At 38.2% G+C, this 18,564-nt stretch carries 9 protein-coding genes; 7 read left to right on the top strand and 2 right to left on the bottom strand.

Annotated elements, in window-relative coordinates; all coding sequences use genetic code 11:
* The first annotated feature begins 33 nt into the window (after positions 1 to 33).
* The 3 genes from IEX65_RS21725 (at position 34) to IEX65_RS21735 (ending at position 9,415) form a co-directional block, all read left to right on the top strand.
* Positions 34 to 5,907, top strand: a complete 5,874-nt coding sequence (locus tag IEX65_RS21725) for a T9SS type B sorting domain-containing protein (RefSeq protein ID WP_229250827.1) — start codon at positions 34 to 36, stop codon at positions 5,905 to 5,907.
* A 288-nt stretch (positions 5,908 to 6,195) separates the two neighbouring features.
* Positions 6,196 to 8,757, top strand: a complete 2,562-nt coding sequence (locus tag IEX65_RS21730; RefSeq protein WP_188769274.1) for an OmpA family protein — start codon at positions 6,196 to 6,198, stop codon at positions 8,755 to 8,757.
* Positions 8,758 to 8,908: 151 nt separating this feature from the next.
* Positions 8,909 to 9,415: a biopolymer transporter ExbD gene (locus tag IEX65_RS21735; protein ID WP_188769276.1), complete on the top strand. Its 507-nt coding sequence runs from the start codon at positions 8,909 to 8,911 to the stop codon at positions 9,413 to 9,415.
* A gap of 44 nt (positions 9,416 to 9,459) precedes the next feature.
* Here the strand turns inward: IEX65_RS21735 and IEX65_RS28270 are convergent, their stop codons facing one another.
* Both IEX65_RS28270 and IEX65_RS21745 read right to left on the bottom strand, forming a co-directional pair.
* The gene (locus IEX65_RS28270) at positions 9,460 to 9,693 is read right to left on the bottom strand and encodes a hypothetical protein (RefSeq protein ID WP_445447104.1); all 234 of its coding nucleotides are present in this window, start codon (positions 9,691 to 9,693) and stop codon (positions 9,460 to 9,462) included.
* A 15-nt stretch (positions 9,694 to 9,708) separates the two neighbouring features.
* Complete coding sequence (locus IEX65_RS21745) at positions 9,709 to 11,403, bottom strand: phage tail-like protein (protein ID WP_188769281.1); 1,695 nt, start codon at positions 11,401 to 11,403, stop codon at positions 9,709 to 9,711.
* 221 nt (positions 11,404 to 11,624) lie between these two features.
* Between IEX65_RS21745 and IEX65_RS21750 the strand changes: the two genes are divergently transcribed.
* The 4 genes from IEX65_RS21750 to IEX65_RS21765 all read left to right on the top strand — a co-directional run bounded on the left by IEX65_RS21750 (position 11,625) and on the right by IEX65_RS21765 (position 18,481).
* Positions 11,625 to 13,325, top strand: coding sequence for a tetratricopeptide repeat-containing sensor histidine kinase (locus IEX65_RS21750; RefSeq protein WP_188769283.1), 1,701 nt, complete (start codon positions 11,625 to 11,627; stop codon positions 13,323 to 13,325).
* A 34-nt stretch (positions 13,326 to 13,359) separates the two neighbouring features.
* Positions 13,360 to 14,094 (top strand): response regulator, encoded by a 735-nt coding sequence (locus IEX65_RS21755; RefSeq protein WP_188769296.1) that lies wholly within the window; start codon positions 13,360 to 13,362, stop codon positions 14,092 to 14,094.
* A gap of 126 nt (positions 14,095 to 14,220) precedes the next feature.
* Positions 14,221 to 15,429, top strand: a complete 1,209-nt coding sequence (locus IEX65_RS21760; protein WP_188769298.1) for an exonuclease SbcCD subunit D C-terminal domain-containing protein — start codon at positions 14,221 to 14,223, stop codon at positions 15,427 to 15,429.
* Positions 15,419 to 18,481, top strand: coding sequence for an AAA family ATPase (locus IEX65_RS21765; protein ID WP_188769300.1), 3,063 nt, complete (start codon positions 15,419 to 15,421; stop codon positions 18,479 to 18,481). Before IEX65_RS21760 ends, IEX65_RS21765 begins: the two co-directional genes overlap by 11 nt.
* Positions 18,482 to 18,564 lie beyond the last annotated feature (83 nt).

The raw sequence follows: 18,564 nt of genomic DNA on the forward strand, positions 1-18,564 counted from the left end.
GCAGCCCCAGTGATAAGCAGCAACAAAAACAGCTTGTGTAATGCAGAAACGGCGACGTTAAGTGCAACGGGTTGTAGCGGCAGTATCAAGTGGAGTACTAACGCCACAGGTAGCAGCATCAGTGTAAGTACGGCAGGTAGTTACACAGCGACATGTAGCAACAGTTGTGGAGAAAGTGGAGCGAGCAATGTAGTAGTCATCACGACCGGTACAAGCCCAGCAGCCCCAGTGATAAGCAGCAACAAAAACAGCTTGTGTAATGCAGAAACGGCGACGTTAAGTGCAACAGGTTGTAGCGGCAGCATCAAGTGGAGTACTAACGCCACAGGTAGCAGCATCAGTGTAAGTACTGCAGGTAGTTACACAGCGACATGTAGCAACAGTTGTGGAGAAAGTGGAGCGAGCAATGTAGTAGTCATCACGACCGGTACAAGCCCAGCAGCCCCAGTGATAAGCAGCAACAAAAACAGCTTGTGTAATGCAGAAACGGCGACGTTAAGTGCAACAGGTTGTAGCGGCAGCATCAAGTGGAGTACTAACGCCACAGGTAGCAGCATCAGTGTAAGTACGGCAGGTAGTTACACAGCGACATGTAGTAACAGTTGTGGAGAAAGCGGAGCGAGCAATGTAGTGGTAATCGGTACAGGTACAAGCCCAGCAGCCCCAGTGATAAGCAGCAACAAAAACAGCTTGTGTAATGCAGAAACGGCGACGTTAAGTGCAACAGGTTGTAGCGGCAGCATCAAGTGGAGTACTGGAGCAACGACTGCTACCATCACAGTAAGTACGGCAGGTAGTTACACAGCGACATGTAGCAATGGTTGTGGTGAAAGTGGAACAAGCAATGTAGTGGTAATTGGTACAGGTACAAGCCCAGCAGCCCCAGTGATAAGCAGCAACAAGATGAGCTTGTGTAATGCAGAAACGGCGACGTTAAGTGCAACAGGTTGTAGCGGCAGCATCAAGTGGAGTACTGGAGCAACGACTGCTACCATCACAGTAAGTACGGCAGGTAGTTACACAGCGACATGTAGCAATGGTTGTGGTGAAAGTGGAACAAGCAATGTAGTGGTAATTGGTACAGGTACAAGCCCAGCAGCCCCAGTGATAAGCAGCAACAAGACGAGCTTGTGTAATGCAGAAACGGCGACGTTAAGTGCAACAGGTTGTAGCGGCAGCATCAAGTGGAGTACTGGAGCAACGACTGCTACCATCACAGTAAGTACGGCAGGTAGTTACACAGCAACATGTAGCAATGGTTGTGGCGAAAGCGGAACAAGTAATGTAGTAGTTATCACAACAGGAAGCTCATCTACACCACCATCAATTAGTACAAGTAAAACTAATTTGTGTGGTACCGAATCAGCAACATTGACAGCCTCTGGTTGTAATGGTGTGATTGTTTGGAGTAATTCAGCAACAGGCTCAAGCATTACAGTAAATACTGCTGGTACTTACACTGCAAAATGTACAGGAGTAGGTTGTGGCGAAAGCGGAGCATCCAATCAAATTGTAATCACAACAGGTTCTGCTCCAGTATCACCAATCATCAGTGCTAACAAAGTTGAACTTTGTGGTACCGAATCAGCAACATTGACAGCCTCTGGTTGTAATGGAGCTGTGAAGTGGAGTACAGGTGCAACTACCAACACAATTTCGGTAAGTGTAGCAGGTACATACACGGCAACATGTACAAACAGTTGTGGTGAAAGTGGTAACAGCAACGCTCTAATTATCAAGAAAACAGACTTACCATTAGCACCGAGCATTTCAGCCAATAGCACAAGTATTTGTGGAACTGAAAAAGCAAACTTGGTAGCTAACGGATGTGCAGGAGTCGTGACATGGAGTACAGGAGCAACAGGTTCAGTATTGGCTGTGAGTGCAGCGGGTACATATACCGCAACTTGTACAAATATTTGTGGTGAAAGTCCAGTAAGTCAAGGTGTGGTCATTCGTCAAGGTAACTCACCAGCAGCACCAATCATTTCATCAGATAAGATGAGTGTTTGTGGAACTGAGAAGGCAACATTAATGGCGATGGGCTGTTCAGGCACAGTAACATGGAGTACAGGAACAACAGGCACAAGTGTATCAGTTAGTTCAGGTACCTATTCAGCAACTTGTGTCAATGGTTGTGGAACGAGTGGCGTTTCTAATATCGTAAATATCTCGAATGGAGGAACACCAACCGCACCTAAGTTGACAGCCGATAAAACAAGTCTTTGTGGAACTGACACTGCTATTTTAACAGCAGCAGGTTGTTCAGGCACAATTACATGGAATACAGGAGCAACAGGTAGTACATTGTCAGTATCAAGTGCTGGTACTTATTCAGCAATCTGTAAAAATGATTGTGGTACGAGTCTTTCATCTGATAAATTGACAATAACATCGGGTGGTAATCCATCAGCACCGATTGTGACGACAAGTAAAGCTGAGATTTGTACAACCGAGACAGCTATTTTAACAGCAGCAGGTTGTTCAGGCACAATTACATGGAGTACAGGAGCAACAGGAAGTACGTTATCAGTAACAACTGCGGGTTCTTATTCAGCAACATGTAAAAATGCTTGTGGAACAAGTACAGCATCGACACCGATAACAATCAAAGCAAAAGCTGATTGTGGATGTACTGCACCATCAGCACCAAGTATAGCCGCTGATAAGACAAGCTTGTGTGGAACTGAAACAGCAATCTTGACGGCTTCAAATTGTACTGCAACAGTAACATGGAGTACCGGAGCAACAGGCAGCAGCATTAGTGTAAGCACAGCTGGTACATACTCAGCAACATGTAAAAATGAGTGTGGTACAAGCCCAGCTTCAACGATAGTTACAATCACAAGTGGTGGTAACCCATCAGCACCGAATGTAACAGCAAGCAATACAAGCTTATGTGGAACTGAAACAGCTACACTAACAGCAACGGGTTGTTCAGGCACAGTAACTTGGAGTACAGCAGCGACAGGCAGTACCTTATCAGTATCAACTGCTGGAACTTACACAGCAACCTGCAAAAATGCTTGCGGAACAAGTGTAGCTTCTTCAGTAGTAACGATAACAACAGGTGGTAACCCAGCCGCACCAACTGTGACAGCAAATAAAACTGAGATTTGTACAACCGAATCGGCAGTCTTGACAGCAGCAGGATGTACTGGAACAATTACTTGGAGTACAGGAGCAACAGGTAGTAGCTTGACAGTAACTACGGTGGGAACTTACACAGCAACATGTAAAAATGCTTGTGGAACGAGTACAGCTTCAACACCAGTAGTAATCAAATCGAAATCTGATTGTGGTGGCGGATGTACAGTAACTGCTCCGGTAGTAAGTGCATCTAAAACAACCATCTGTAAGCCAGAGAATATTACTTTGACAGCAACAGGTTGTACGACAGGAACTGTGATTTGGTCAACTGGTCAAACAGGAAGTTCGATTACTGTTAAACCGACTGCAACATCAACATACTCAGCAGTATGTAATGTATCAAGCACTTGTTCAAGCCCATTATCTAATTTAATTCAAGTTAAAGTTGGTACAGTTTCAACACCAACAGTTGCTTGTAGCACAGATTTAGTATGTAGCGGCGAATCAGCAACAATCAAAGCTTACGGATGCGAAGGAACGATAGTTTGGTCAAATGGTTCAACTGGCGAGTCAATCGTAGTTATTCCAGATGGTACTACTAAGTACTCAGCGAAATGTAAAGTAGGAGATTGCGAAAGCCCAAGTTCAGAGCATGTAGCGATAGCGGTTGGAAGTCCAAACAAACCATTCGTTTCTTGTAAAAACAGTGTGATTTGTTACGGTGGCTCAGCTACTCTAACAGCATCAGGATGTACAGGAATCGTAGTTTGGTCTGATGGTTCGACGGGCGGAGTACTAACAGTTTCTCCAATCGTAGAGAAAACAACATATACTGCAATCTGTAAATCAATTGGTGGTAAGTGTGTAAGCGATACTTCAAATGCAATCGTAGTAACAGTAGGTAAGAAAGTAGATGCACCGAAAGTAGTTGCTGAAATCAAGAATGTTTGTCCATTCAATACAGCAGACCTTAACACAGCAATTCTAAGTGAACCAACAACAACTGGCGGTCAGTTTGAATTCCATACTACAAGTTCGCCAAACTCTCCGTTGGTAACAAATCCAGGAGCAGTAGGTGCAGGTACATATTATGTATTCGAGCGTAGTGCAGTGGGTTGTTATTGCGACGGTGTAGCCGTGAAAGTTACTATCACAACTTGCGAAGGTGGTGGCGTAACTCCAACGATACCAGTAGTTGATATTGCAGTGAAGAAAGTAGCTTCTGCTTCGATTGTCCCAGTAAACGAAATCGTTACTTACAAAGTAACAGTTAAGAACAACGGACAAGTAAAAGCAACGGGTATCGAAGTACGTGACATCTTGCCGAGTGGATTGACGTTTGAAAGTGTAACCAGCAATGCAACATTTGCAAACGGAATCGTAACTCTCAAACTTGATTCATTAGTAAGAGGCGATAGTACAGTATTTACATATACCACTAAAGTAACGGCAGCTGGTAAGATTGTAAACAAAGCAGAGTTATCGAAGATAAAAGAAACAGACAATGTTCTATCTAATAACTCAAGCGAAGCCACAATCAACGACCCAGCATCTGGAGAACTAATTGGTTTGAGTAAAGTATGTGACCCTGCGGTGTTAGTAAAAGATATGATTTACAACGTTCCGTTCGTAATTTATGTAACTAACCTCGGTGGAGCTGACGTATCGAAGATACAAGTGAAAGACGACCTTGACCGTGCATTTGGTAGCGGTGCTAAGATTCTGAACGATACAATTAAGATTGTAGCAGACCCTGGCTTAGTAGTAAATCCTCAATACACAGGTCGTGGCTCGAACACTAATATGTTGATTGACTCGTTGAGTAGTATCAAAAAAGGCCAAAAACTCGCAATGAGATTTACAGTGAAAGTTGACTTGAAAAATGCAACAATTACTGACTTCTTTAACATCGCAGAAGTAACGGCCAATGGTAAGAAAGACATTTCAACTAACGGTGCAAATTCTGACCCTGATGGTGATGGCGACCCAACCAACAACGCTGACCCAACACCAATTCAGTTCAAGATTGATATTTCACCAGACCGTCCAGCTATAGGAATTGCATTGTCAGTAGCCGATTCTGCTAAAATTGATGAGACTTGTTATAATGTAACTTACTTAGCCCTTGTGAAAAACTTCGGAAATGCTAAGTTGACAAACGTACAAGTAGCAGATAGTTTAAGCAAAACATTCGCTGATAGTGTAACATACAAAGTTGTAGGTTCGACAATCGGAAGTAAGAGTACTTTGAAATTGAACCCGAACTTCAACGGTAAAGAAGATGTGAATCTCTTAATTGCTGACTCAACAAGTAAATTGGAGGTTGGTCAATTAGACTCATTGTTCTTCACTGTTAAAGTATTCCACAACGGAATCAAAGGGCCATTCTTGAACAATGCTTATGCGAAGGCAATCGGTAATGGTAAAATCGTAACTGACATCTCGAATGCAGGAACCGAGATTAAGATTAACGAGTCAACGCCTACATCATTAGTATTGCCGATTAGCGATGGTAACCTCATCATCCCAGAGGCATTCTCGCCAAATGGTGACGGTAAGAATGATACATTTATTATTCAACTTCCAGCGGGTGCTAAGATGATTTCGTGTGACATCTACAACAGATGGGGTCACGTAGTCTTCAAAGACAAGGATGGTATCTTGGCTAATAAAGAAAAAGGATGGGATGGAACATCGAACCAAGGTATTAGATTCGGAACAGAGGGTGTGCCAGATGGTACTTATTACTTCGCATTGGATTACGAACTTAACGGACAAAGAGTTCATAAAGTGAGTTATCTAACCCTTGCGAGATAATCCCTAAATAATATCTAACCACAAAGTGCCACTTCTCAAAACGCCCTAAAAAGCGTTATGAAAGTGGCACTTTATTTTAAAAACACCTTATTCCACAAAAAACTTTTAAAAACATTATACTTTTTGAATAAAGAAATCTCAAAAGTCATTATTAATAAGACATTGATTATTAGTTAGTTATCGACCGATTTGTTTTTAATTTATCAGCAGTAAATTTTATAAAATGCCTAAAGGCATGATTTTTGCCAATCGTACGTTATTTAAACAAGAAGCAGCAATTCTTTTATAATGTCGTTAAGGAGACTCATATTATTGACATATCTCACAACTGCTACTCTTGCTTTGTTTGCCCAAAACACCTCGAAGGTTTTTCAGAAAGCCAATACTCAATTCGAGACACTGGGATATGCAAAAGCAATAGAGTTGTATGAGACTGCCTTAAAGAAACCCAAAGGAGCTTCTGAAGAAGAAATCGTAAAAGCTAAACTCAATTTGGCTCTTAGTTATAAGTCGGTGAAAGACTATGCCAATGCCGAAAGAGTTTATCGAGATGTTTTGAGTGCCAATCCAATCTTAAAAGGTGACGATATAAAAGCGTACCGCCATTTTGCCCAAGTGCTTTCGAGTAATGGTAAGTATCCCGAAGCGAATAAATATTGGCAAAAATTCAATGAACTACAAGAACAAGATAAACGGGGAATAGAGTTTATTAAACTCAATAGTAACCGAGAAGCATTAGAACGCAACGCAGGAAGTTATAAAATAGAATACGTCGGTATCAACTCAAGTAGTGCCGACTTTAGTCCCGTTTACTATAAAAAAGGCTTAGTTTTTGTTTCGGGTCGAAGTGCAAATTCGGGCATTCGTAGAGTTTTTAATTGGGATGCTTCTTCATTCTTGGATTTATTTTATCTCGAAGACCTCAAAGCAATCGGAAACGAATCAAGTGGAGCATCGGCCATTGGGTCAAGTTCACAAGCACCTATTCAAAAAACTGCACCTGCTTCAAAAAAGCTCGGTAATGATTACTATACACCACCTACTTCAAATGATACCAAAACCGTCGGACGAAAAGGGAATGAATATATCACAGGAAGCAAAGATTTAGATTACGAAGAAAATCCAACCATTCCAACCGAAAAGTTTAGTAAAAACCTCAATTCAAAATATCATGAAGGTCCATGTGCATTTTTTCACGATGGCTCAAAAATCATTTTTACCCGAAATAGCCAAATCGGTGGCGGAGGAATTTTTGGTCAGAAAAAAAATGCAACCATCAATCGACTAAAACTTTACACGGCTGAGTTTGAGGACAATGATTGGCGTAAAATAAAAGAAATACCATTCAATAGTAATGATTATTCATGCGGCCACCCAACCCTAACAATAGATGATAAAATCATGTATTTTGTATCGGATATGCCGGGTGGTTACGGCGGAACAGACATTTGGATGACTCATTACAACAATGGCGAATGGACAAAACCGCAGAATTTAGGAGGAACTGTCAATACCCGTGGTAATGAAATGTTTCCATTCATAGATGAGCGAGGAAACCTCTATTTCTCATCAGATTTCCACCCTGGGCTGGGAGATTTAGATATTTTCTTTATTCCTATGAATACCGCTACGGGTATGCCAAGTGGCAAAGTGCGAAATTTGGGAGCTCCGCTCAACTCTAACAAAGATGATTTTGGAATCATTACCGATAGTGAGCGTCGAACGGGTTTTTTGAGTAGTAACCGTAAGCGTGGAGGTACTGATGATGATATTTATAAGTTTACACGCCTTGGCACGCTCTACGGTTGTCGAGAAGTAGTAGTAAATATCTACGATAATGAAACCAAAAAGCCTTTCGACCGTATCAGGTTTGAATATGAAATCAAAGGCAATACAAGTAGCAGAGAAAGTGCCATCACGAGTAGTCTTGGCACAATTAAGCTTTGCTTGGAGGCAGATAACGACTTTAGTTTTATCGTTAAACAAAATGGTTTTCAAGCCGAAACCGTCAGTTTTTCAAATAAAGATGCTTCCGATTATGAATCTTCAAAACTGGATATTTATCTAAAAAAAGAAATCGTACTTGTTGATAAAAATAAGAAAAGCAAACCTGCCGAAACTAAAACACAAACCGAAAGCGATATTTTGGTCGCACGCCGAAACGGAAACCCAGTTTCGACAATCTTCCGAGGAATTGTAACTGCTGGGAAAGATAGCACACCAATTGCAGGCGTAAAAATTAAATTCATCAATCAATGCACGGGAACTGTTCAAGAAATGATTACTGGTTCAGATGGCTCTTACGAATTTAAGCGTGAGCTTAATTGTGATTATATCTTAGAGTCGGTTAAAGAAAACTTCGGAAAATCATCAGAGTTAGTGCCTAAAGTTGAAGAAAAACGTAGTATAATCAATATTTTCCGTAAGAAAGCACTTGCACCAAGCGTAGGTTCATTGTTTGATACAAAGCTTTATAAAGTGGGCGATGTCGTGAAATTGGATAATATCTACTACGATTCGGATAGTTATAAAATACGGAAAGATGCCGCCCGAGAACTCGAAAAACTCGTACGAACAATGCAGAAAAATCCCAATATGATTATCGAGATTCGCTCGCATACCGATACCCGTGGTAATGCCCTCGATAACCTAAATTTATCGCAGAGAAGAGCCAACGAAGTGGTTGATTTCTTGGTTGATAAGGGCGTAGCTCGTGCCAGAATGAGAGGAGTAGGAAAAGGAGAATCAGAGCCAGTTAATAGCTGCGGCGACGGCGTGCAATGTACCGAAGCCGAACACCAACGTAACCGCCGAACCGAGTTTAAAATTCTTTCGATTGAACGAAAATAATAATTCTTGATAAAGATTTTAACGTCGGCATCGCTTGAAGCGATGCCGACGTTTTTTTTACATATATTTTGAATTTTTCTTTGGAAATTCAAAATATATTTAGATATTTATCTAAATAATTAAACGAAGTTCAACTTAAACTCTTACAACAATGGCCGAACTCACCACCAACACCCGCCAACCACGAGTAGATATGACCCCCATGGTAGATTTGGGTTTTCTGCTCATTACGTTTTTTGTGTTTACCACAACCTTTACATCAAACCGAATGATGACCCTGTATGTGCCTGATAAAACCAATGAACCAGGGCCACTAATCAAATATCAGAACACCTTGACGCTCATTCTCGGGAAGGATAATCGAATATTTTGGCATCAAAAAGGCCCCAAAGATTTGAATCCAAGTCTATTAACAGAGACATCTTATGGTACAACTTTAAGTAAATTAATTCTTGAAAAAAGAAAGCATGCTGAGAATATTAAGAATTTCACGGTTATCATTCGCCCAACTGATGAATCTGTTTACAAAAATACAGTTGATGTGCTGGACGAAATGAAAATAACCAACCAACTGCTTTATGTGCTGACCGATATTTCAGCGAAAGAAGTGGAGGTGTATCAGAGTAAGGTGAAGTATCAGAGTAAGGTGAAGTTATGAAATAATTGAGCCGCTTGAAAACCTTCAAGCGGCTCGAAAAATACTTAGTTATTGCTTCTTGCTTTTACATTAATTTGCAATGGAATAAATTCGCAAGAAATTGCCGAAAAACTATCCGTAAGTGTAGAAACCGTAAAAACCCACCGAAAAAATATATATTTCAAGCTCGGCGTAACGAGTGTTTTTGAATTGGTCGAATTTGTTGATAAAAATAGTCTGTCGTAAACGCTTTTGATATAAACCACAAATAAATGGCATATTTCGAAAGGATATGCCATTTGTTTTATGTGTGATTATTCAGCATATCTCCAAGTAAACATGTGATATTGATTTTCAACAACTACCCTTAACTGTTGGAAACCAAAATTTATTGTCTGAGAAAATTTCCCAACTACATTGGCAGTATTATTTTTAACAGCAATACTTACACAAGAATCATAATATCCATCAGTAGCAAGTATTGTCCAAAGCAAATTTCCTGTTGAATTATATTTTGCAATAAAAGGCTCTCCTTCATGAACTCCCTGAATTAAATAAGGACTATTTGAGTTTGTAGAATAGAAATAAGTATCTCTTTGAATAGTACCGGTAATGTATGGATTTCCATTGCTATCTACCGAAACTCCATTAGTATAGTTATGAAAATCATTAACACATCCATTCCTAACTGCCCATAAAACATTACCATTTAAGTCATATTTCGCAAGAAATCCGTCAAAATAATTTATATAATTACCAATAGGGAGTAGAGAATTTGTGCCGAGACCAGTCCCAAAGGTTAAAGTTCCTTTGTAAGAACCAGATAAAAATATATTATTTGTAGCAGAAGAGTAAACTATATCTCCCAATCCTTCTTCAAATGTACTGCCTAATGTTTTCACCCATTGTATATTTCCGTTTGCATCAAATTTGCTTATGAAACTATCACTACTGCCTCTTGAGGTGAGATTTATAATGCTACTATTTTCACCAAACGAAGCTGTCCCTGTGTAAGAACCATAAACATATACATTATTAGAGTTGTCACATGTTAACTTGACGCCATATTCTCCATTATCAGTGCCACCAGCAGTTTTTACCCATTGATAAGTTCCCGTGGTATTCAGTTTAGCAACAAAAATATCATTCGATGAACCTACAGAAACCTTTGAAATATTATCAAATGAAGCAGTTCCAGTAAAGTATCCTGTAAATAAAATGTTTCCTAAACTATCAAATGTAACTCCCAAGCAATCAGAATCACCAGAAGAATCAACTAGTTTATACCATTGCAGAATACCAGAGGAATTATAATATGCTACAAAGGCTTTTGCAGAAGTTACAGGAGCATTATAGACAGCCGTCGAACCATTTGTCGAGAAAAATGTCGTTCCGCCTATCAGGTAACCAACAACTACAATATTTCCTAAATTATCAATTTCTACATCTCTAATATCTTGATTATTTGCACTACCGCCAATTTGAGTTGCCCAAATTAAATTTCCATTTTGGTCATGCTTTGAAATATATCCGTCAGCATTGCCTAAAGAGGTTAGTGTCATAACATTATTTGCGTTACCAAAGGTTATAGCACTATTGAAGTAACCTACTGTTATAGTATTTCCTGAATTATCAGCTGTAATAGATTCAGGATTTACAACATTATCAGTTATTGATTGAAAAGCGAATGAAGAACTTACTGGAGTTGAGGCCACAACATTTGCATTTGAACATTCCCATTCAGACCCATTATATATTTTCAGACACTTAACATCAATATCGTAAGCCATTAGTCCGATTGTGGGAGATACAATAGCATTTATTCTATTTGTTGTCATACGGGGAGGTAACATCCCTTTAGTATTTGACCTTACCTCAAATAATGAAGATGAGGGCATGGCCACTGCTGGATTTTGGTTTGCAATCAATGTTCCGCTTGGCGTTGTTTGGGCTGCTTGACCAAAACATATTTTGACAAAACCTAATAAGAAAATAAGGAGATTTTTCATTGTATCGAAGATTAATCTAAAAATAAGCTATTACTTATTAAAAAAACTCCTCCAATAAACAATATCTTCAACCACCAAACAACCCCAATTTTCCGAAATCGGTCAATGAGTTTCTGAAATGGGCGTATGAGTTTTTCTAATAAAAATTTGGCTTGAAAGTGAGTTTTTACGGTTGATTATAAGTATTTTTGAAACAGAACCTATTTTTTATTCGTATCCCTGTGCTGAAAAAAATACCTTTTATTCTACTATTAGCTTATTTTCCTCTTTCTGAATTGATAGCTCAAAATCAATCATATTCAGAAGCCCAAACTAAGATGTTAAGAGAGGCGGACGAAGGACTTAAATTGGCGGTCATAAAAAAGGATACCCCCAAGATTGCGGAAGCCTATTACATACACGGAAAGATAGAGGTGAGTCGCCATAATTTCTTAGAAGCTCAAAAATGGTTGTTGAAATCATTAAGTCTTATTGAAAAGCGAGGAGACTCTTATGAATTGGGTAGATTGTATATTCGATTAGAAGAAAATGAAATATGGCAATTGCATTATCAGAATGCCATAAAATATCTGAGAATAGCTCTGAAAATCTTCAAGAATATTGAATCGGATAGAGGTTTAGCTCTTGCTTATGCTGCGTTTGGTAATATGTACAGCGATGAAAATGCTCCCAAACCAATTTATAATTTGGATAGTGCCTTATTTTATTACAGTAAAATAGAGCCACACTATAAAAAAATAAATGACCAACTTGGTATTGCAGGAGTTAATGCAACTTTTGGTAATTTTTTTGCTAAAAAAAACGACATAAAATCAATTGAGTATTATACAAAAGCCTTGAAGTATTTTTCGGATAACAATCGATATCCCGAAAAACTTCAAGTCTTACTTGCAATGGCATCAACGTATCTTAAATTTAAGAAATATGGAGATGCTTATCAGAAGATTTTGGAAGCTGAACAACTGAATTCCCAAGTCAATAATTACCAGTCAAAGAGAAAGCTTGAAATAACCTATTTAGAATATTATAAGGCAATTGGAGATTGGAAACATGCACTGAAACATCAAGAAGTTGTGCATCAACTTGAAAAGGAAGATTTACTGGCAGACCATAAAGGAGCTGTCTCAGAGTTAAATATTGCTTACAATACACAGAAAAGAGAGGCTCAGCTTGGAGAAAAAGATAATATAATTGTGAAGCAGAATCAGTTTTTGGTCGGAATCTTAATCATGCTTTTAGGAGTTTCGGGGTTAAGTTTTTTATACTACATTTTATACAAAAAGAATAAAAAAATATCGCTTAAAAACGAAGTTTTACTGAAAGAACAAAACCATCGAATCAAGAATAACTTACAGTCAATATCAAGTTTGTTAAATTTACAATCGAATCGAATGGTTGATTCTGATGCCAAATATGCCGTAGAAGAAAGTAAACTTAGGGTAGAGGTTGTATCGAATTTGCATCAGAAACTATATAAAGGCGAAGAACTCGCAGAAGTTGAATTATCAGAATTTATTATCGAAATTGTTGAAGGTGTATTACAAACCTTCGGTTTTAATGATTTAAACCCTAAATACCAACTTGAAAGAATGCTACTCGCTGCCGACCAAACGCTTTCTATTGGCTTGATAATCAATGAATTAGTTACAAATTCATGCAAGTATGCTTTCAAAGATAATCAATCTCCTGCTTTGACTATTAAGGGTTTCGTTGAAAACGATGATTATATCATTGAGGTTGCTGATAATGGTGAAAAGGAAAAAGATTTTTCGGTACTTAATGTTACTACTGAAATTCAAAAATCATTTGGAATGAGGCTTATACAAATGCAAGTGATTCAGTTGCAAGGTACGTATCGTTTTTATTTTAATAGTGGAACGAATTTTATAATGCGTTTTACACCTATTTTATGCAATTTTTAGGCCTTCCGAGCGAATTCATTCAATAAAACGTATCATGGAATCATTGAAAATATTAATCGTTGAAGATGAGTTAATCGCAGCTAATGACCTCAAAGAAACGCTCGAATTAACAGGCCATACAATCACGGCAATTGCTCGTGATTTGGAAGAGGTTACCAAAGCTGTGGTAGATATTTTACCCGATATTGCATTAATGGACATCAAACTAAAAGGCTCGAAAGAAGATGGGATTAGTATTGCTAAAAAGTTAAAAAATAAATTCTCATTTCCTATTATCTTTTTGACAGGTGACCAAGACAAAGAAACCTTCAAACGAGCCAAGGAAACATTACCATCGGCCTATATTCTAAAACCCTTCAAAGCAAACGAATTACCATACCAAGTCGAATTAGCATACTATCATTTCAAAAGCCAAACATCGCCAATAAATCCAAAGCTGACGGACGATATATATCTGCCATCTTCAAAAGGATTAATAAAAATCAACAAAAATGATGTCATTTATCTGAAAGCTAATGGCTCGTATGTAAATATATTCTTGAAAAATGAGCCGGAATCCCTGCTTTTTTCGATGAATTTAGGCTATTTAGCACAGTTTTTCCCCGAAAATTTTTACCAAATTTCAAGGTCTTATGTTATAAACTTAAATTATATCGAGAATATTGATAGCCACAGAATTAAGTTGAAAGGTATTTCGGAGCCAATTCAAATTCCAGAATCAAAGAAAGCTGCATTATTCAAAATATTACCGATTATAAGAACTACTTAGAGGAGGAACATATCACATAAAAAACACAAATAAATGGCATATCTCGAAAGGATATGCCATTTTTGTTATTGAATAGCATTCTAAATAAAACTGTGGTCAGCGGACTATCGTCTATGGACTAAATATATGAAAATACTACATACCGCCGATTGGCATTTGGGCAAAAAACTGCATAAACACGACCTCTCGAAAGACCACCAAATGTTTTTGGATTGGTTGATAAACCTTATTCAAGAGCAACACATTAATTTACTACTCATTTCGGGCGATATTTTTGATTTGGCAAATCCACCCATCGAAGCACGGGCGATGTATTATTGGTTTTTACGCCAAATGATTCAACTCAAATGCAAAATCATTATTACGGGTGGTAATCACGACTCGGCTTTGATGCTTGATGCTCCACGAGAAATTCTACAATTGCTTGATATAAAGGTAGTTGGCGGAGCGATAACTCCTATCGAAAACGAAATTGTGGTGCTTGAAAATCTCGTGGTGTGTGCTGTACCATATCTGCGTGATGCCGATTTACGTCAGGCCGTTGAGGGTGAAAGTGGTACGTCGAGAGTTGAAAACGTGCGTTTGGGTATCAAAAAACACTATGATACTTTGGCCGAAATTTGCCAAGAAAAATATCCGAATCTGCCCAAGATTGCGATGGGGCATTTATACGCTCATGGTGCGAGTACATCTGACTCTGAGCGAGAAATTCAGATTGGTAATGAAGCTGGAATAGACAGTGATTGCTTCTCACAAACCTTTGATTACGTAGCACTCGGGCATATTCACCGCCCGCAAATCATTGGCGGAAACGAGCGAATCCGTTATTCTGGTTCACCAATTCCATTGAGTTTTAGTGAGAAAAACGACCAAAAAATCGTATTGCTCCTCGAACTTTCCGAAAATAAGATTCAAGAAATCAAGACCATTGAAGTACCGAAATTCAGAGAATTAAAACGTATTTCGGGTACACTCGAAGAAGTAAAAGCTAAATTGATTGCTTTTCAGAATGAAGCTCCACTTAAATCATTTATTGAAATTGAAGTAATCGAAGAAAATTATAATCCATTGGTTAATAAGGAATTAAATGATATAATCAGTGTTTATGACGATGAAAATTCTGTTGTATTAAAGCATAGATTTTCTTTTAAAAATGAAGTAAAAAGCAGTGAAGAATTGTTTATTGAGGGGACGAATTTAGAAGATATTTCAGAAAAATCAATGCTACAAAAGCGACTTGAAAAAGAAAATTCACTTTCTGAAGAACATCGAACGTTGATGATGGAAGCCTTCACTGAATTATTACTAATGGTTGAACAAGACGATGAAAATTAATAAAATACATCTTAAAAATATCAATTCATTTAAAGATAAGCATGAAATTGATTTTACTACTAATCCTTTAGTATCGGCTGGGCTTTTTGCCATTGTTGGGCCAACGGGTGCAGGAAAATCTACGCTCTTAGATGCAATCACGCTCGCACTTTTTAACCAAATTCCGAGATTTGATAAAAAAATCTCTAAAGACTTTGTGGCTTCGGCTGGCTCAATTCTAACCAAAGGAGAGCGAGAATGTTATGTTGAAGTCGAGTATTCATGCAAATCTGGCAGTTTTGTATCGAAATGGTGGATTGAAATGAACCGTAATCAGAATCTCAATGATTATGGAATGGAAATAACCGACTTACAGACGGGTCAATTATTACCACTCAAAAAAAGTGAAGTACCGAAGCGAAACGAAGAATTAATCGGACTTTCGTACGACCAATTCATCAAGTCGATTTTGCTTTCGCAAGGCGAATTTGCTAAGTTTCTAAAATCAGGTAAAGACGAACGAGGAAAACTACTCGAAGATATTACGGGTACACAGATTTACCGCAAGCTCGGCAAAAAAACCTTTGAAATTGCGAAAGAAAAAGGGCAAACTCTTAAAGATTTACGCACCAACATTGACACCGAAAAACGCAAACTTAGCACACCCGAGCAAGAGCAAATTTGGTTCGACCGTAAAACCGAAATTGAAAAAATATTGCTTGATTTAGATGCTCAATTGCAGGCTTTTAAAACCAAAATCGAACTTAAAAATCAAATTCTGAATTTTCGGAAAAGCATTGCCGAAAAAAGCGAACGACAAGCCAAAGAACAGCAAAATCTAAATGATTTTGAGAACTTTGAAGCAAAAAAGTTGCAAATTCATGAAAAAGCTGAGCCTTTTCAATCGCAAATTTTGCAGCTCGAAAGCCAACAAAAAGCACTCCAAAATCTGCAAGAACGCTTGGCGAGTGAAGAGAAAAATTTGGAAGAAAACACCCATCTACTCAATAGAATTCTGACAAAAATCGGTGATTTAACCAAACAACAAAACTCGCTTAATCTCGAAAATGCTCTTGAAATTCTACAAAATTTCCGAGAAAAACTAACACAACTCGAAAACCAGCGTAGTGTTCAAGAAGCGGCAAAAAAAGCTAATGAGACACAGATAGAGGAGTTTATCAATAAAATTGCTGAAAAATCACTGCGTTTTGATTTTAGACAAATCACTGATGAGGTAATTGAAAGTATCAAAAATGTAGGACTTACACACAAAACTACGCTCGATGAAACCTTTAAAATTGCTCAAATCACTGCTTTGGAAGACGTTTCAGCTAAAAGAGAAGCTTTGCTTGAACAGCACCGAAATTACACAGCTTTAAAGCAGTACGTTTGGGAGTATGTAAAAATTACGGAAGATGCAAAAAAAGAACAAGAGCAAGAAAAACTACAAACTACATTTATTACTACGCAAAAACCTGAACTTGAAAAAGTACAAAAGCTAATTATAGAAATTGGTCAGAAAATCAAGCAATTGGAAACCGAAAAGGAGACACTCGGTAAGTCATATAATTTTGAGAAAGACCGCCAGACTTTACTTAAAAAAGATGAACCCTGTCCGCTTTGCGGCTCACTCGAACATCCATTTTTGAGTCATTATGCCAATAATTATGTCGAGATTGATTTGAAACTCAGCGAGGCAAAAAAAGAGGAAAAAACTCTAAATGAAATCTTTCAAGACCTCAATACAAAACTCGCTTCGGCTGATGTTTTATTGAAAAATGCGATTGCTAAAATTGCCGCTTTCAATGAGCAAATTTCGAGCATAAAAGCAAAAATCGAAGAAATAAAACAAGCACTGAAACTCGAAAAAGTAGGAGGAAATACCGAAATAATTGATGCCCAAATCAAAGCAATCGAATTACAACTAAATGCCCTGAATGGCATTGAAAATAAAGCAGAAAAACTCAAAGATTTACAGAGTTTGTATCGTTTGTGTTCAGCTACAAAAATTTTACAAAGTGACTATAACTTGGTGATTATCAAAATAAAAGAATTGTACAGTGGGGCGAATTTTGAAAAAGAATATAACGCTATCCAAACTGGGTTTGTAAAGACCCAAGCTAATATTCAATCTTCAAATAAAACCATTAAAGAACTCAAAGACGAACTTTTACCCAAACAAAAAACTTTCGAGACTGACAAAGTCGTACTCGAAAGTCAAGTAAAGTTAGTGGGTTTTGAAGATTTGAAATCTTGTCAGGCGGCCATACTGAGTAGCGAAAATGCTAAAGCTTTACGAGACAAAAAACAAGCCTTGCTTTTGGCCATTCAGACTTTGATTGAACAAATAAAAGAACAACAATGCGAATTAGATAAACTACAAGCAAAAGATGATGTAAGTGTGGCTTTGGAGACATTACTCGCACAACAAACTGAGACAAATACGCTGCAAGAGCAAGTAAGAAAAGAGCAAGTAGAGATTTCGGTAAATTTGGCCACTCAAAACCAAACCAAAGAAGCGATTCAACGTTTGCAAGCTCAGTTGCAAATCTTAGAAAAAGATAATTTGAAATGGGAACTATTGGAGAAATATATTGGCAGTGCCGATGGTAAAAAATTCGCTACTTTTGCTCAGGGACTTACGCTTTCACGTTTGATGGCTTTGGCTAATCGTCGTCTTGTAGATTTATCTGATAGATATTTGCTTGATAAACCCGGCGAACAAGACGAAGATGAACTAATGATTGTTGACCAATACATGGGCAACGAACGTCGTTCGGTGAAAACCCTTTCGGGAGGTGAAACCTTCATGATTAGTTTGTCGTTGGCCTTGGCACTTTCAGATTTAGCATCAAAAAATATCAAACTCGATAGCTTGTTTATTGATGAGGGCTTCGGAACACTTGACCCTGAAACACTTGATTTGGCATTGAACACACTCGAAAAATTGCAACAAGAAGCCCAAAAGAATATCGGAATTATTTCACACGTAGAGTCAATAAAAGAACGGATTGCTACCCAAATTCGCCTCGAACGCAATAATCGAGGTTTTAGTCAAATTATTATCAAGTAAAATGTAGAACAAGTTTCCAACTTATTATTATCGAGAAGGAACTCAAAAAAATGTGGCACACCTCGTTTATCGCTGATAACAGG

The organism is Emticicia aquatilis, from assembly GCF_014644295.1.
Classification (GTDB): domain Bacteria; phylum Bacteroidota; class Bacteroidia; order Cytophagales; family Spirosomataceae; genus Emticicia; species Emticicia aquatilis.